The sequence below is a fragment of the Methylobacterium sp. WL18 genome (assembly GCF_008040015.1).
Classification (GTDB): Bacteria; Pseudomonadota; Alphaproteobacteria; order Rhizobiales; family Beijerinckiaceae; genus Methylobacterium; species Methylobacterium mesophilicum.
The window spans coordinates 1-1,632 of sequence record NZ_VRVD01000855.1 but is presented as its reverse complement, the minus strand read 5'-3'; the positions used below and the strand labels follow the sequence as shown (position 1 = coordinate 1,632).

General features: G+C 70.6%; 1 protein-coding gene and 1 pseudogene. Both read right to left on the bottom strand.

All coding sequences use genetic code 11. The features are described from left to right. A pseudogene (locus tag FV228_RS29035) lies at positions 1-1,182 on the bottom strand (hypothetical protein); the annotation flags it as partial. A gap of 214 nt (positions 1,183-1,396) precedes the next feature. Beyond that, the coding region (locus FV228_RS29030) for a DUF4159 domain-containing protein (protein WP_147857631.1) at positions 1,397-1,632 on the bottom strand (236 nt) is incomplete at its 5' end.

The window sequence follows — 1,632 nt, the reverse complement described above, 5'->3', positions numbered from 1 at the left end:
GGCGAGCCGGGTGCGGGCCAGGCTCGCCGGGCCGGCATATTCGGGGCCGGCGGCGACGAGGAGCGCCCCGCCCTCGCGGACGTAGCGGACGATGTTGTCGAAATAGGCCTGCGGCAGCACGCTCTGGTTGGCGTAGCGGTCGAAGATGATCAGGTCGAAATCCTTGATCTTCTGGACGAACAGCTCGCGGGTCGGGAACGCGATCAGCGACAGTTCGGAGATCGGCGTGCCGTCCTGCTTCTCCGGCGGGCGCAGGATGGTGAAGTGCACGAGGTCGACGTTGGCGTCGGATTTCAGCAGGTTGCGCCAGGTCCGCTCGCCCTGGTGCGGCTCGCCGGAGACCAGCAGCACCCGGAGCTTCTCGCGGATGCCCTCGATCGGCAGCACCGTGCGGTTGTTGACCGTGGTGAGTTCGCCCGGCAGCGGCTCGACCTCGATCTCGACGACGTTCGGGCCGCCATGCTCGATCCGGGTGGTCAGCGCGAACGGCTTGTCGGTGGGTACGTCCCGCCGCCCGATCTCCTCGCCGTCGCGGCGGATCGTGACGACCGCGTGGCCGGTGCCGCCGCGCTCCATCACCTCGGCGCGGATCGTGAGATCCTTGCCGACGATGCCGAAGCGCGGCGCCTCCAGGAGTTTGATCTGGCGGTCGCGCTCGTCCGGATGGCCGGTGACGAGGACGTGGAGCGGCGCCTTGATGCCGAGTTGCGCCATCGAAGCGGGGATGTCGTGCACCACGCCGTCGGTGAGCATCACGATGCCGGCGAGCCGCTCGGGCGGCACGTCGGCCAAAGCCTGGCCCAGCGCCGTGAACAGCTTGGTGCCGTCGTCGCCGTCCTTGGCGTCGGGCACGTCGATGAAGCGCGGCTCGATGTTGGTGAGCGCGCCGAAGCGGCGCTGCAGCTCGGCCCGGACCGCATCGGTCATCTGCGGCCGGTCGCCCAACGCCTGCGAACCGGAGCGGTCGACCACGATGGCCGCGATGTCCTTCACCGGCTCGCGGTCCTCCCGCACCAGGGCGGGGTTGGCGAGCGCCGCCAGAACCAGGGCAAGCACCAGCGCGCGCAGCAGAGCGGTCCGGCCCCGGGCCACGAAGGCGAGCAGAGCCAGGACGACGACGATCAGCCCGAGGGCGGCCAGGACCGGCCAGGGGAGGAGGGGGGTGAAGCTGAGGCTCAGCATGGCGTGCAAGCCTCCGAGATTGGCGTGAGGGATGTAGCGATGGGCCCATCAGACCCCCTCATCCTGAGGTGCCGCGTCAGCGGCCTCGAAGGAGGGCTCCAGGCATCGCGCGGCCGGCTGGAGGGCTCCTTCGAGGCGCCCGCTGCGCGGCCGCACCTCAGGATGAGGGGGGTTGGTGGGAGCAGGCGCTGCCCGGGGACTGTGTCCAAAGAAATCACTGCCCCAGCCGCTCCAGCAGCGCGGGAACGTGGACCTGGTCCGCCTTGTAGTTTCCGGTGAGCGTGTAGATCACGATGTTGACGCCGCCCCGGAAGGCCATCTCGCGCTGGCGCTGGTCGCCGCCGACCACCGGGTAGAGCGGTTCGCCGCGGCGGCCCACCGCCCAGGCGGCGGCGAGGTCGTTGCCGGTGATGATGATCGGGCTGACGCCGTCGCCGGCCCGGGCCGGGC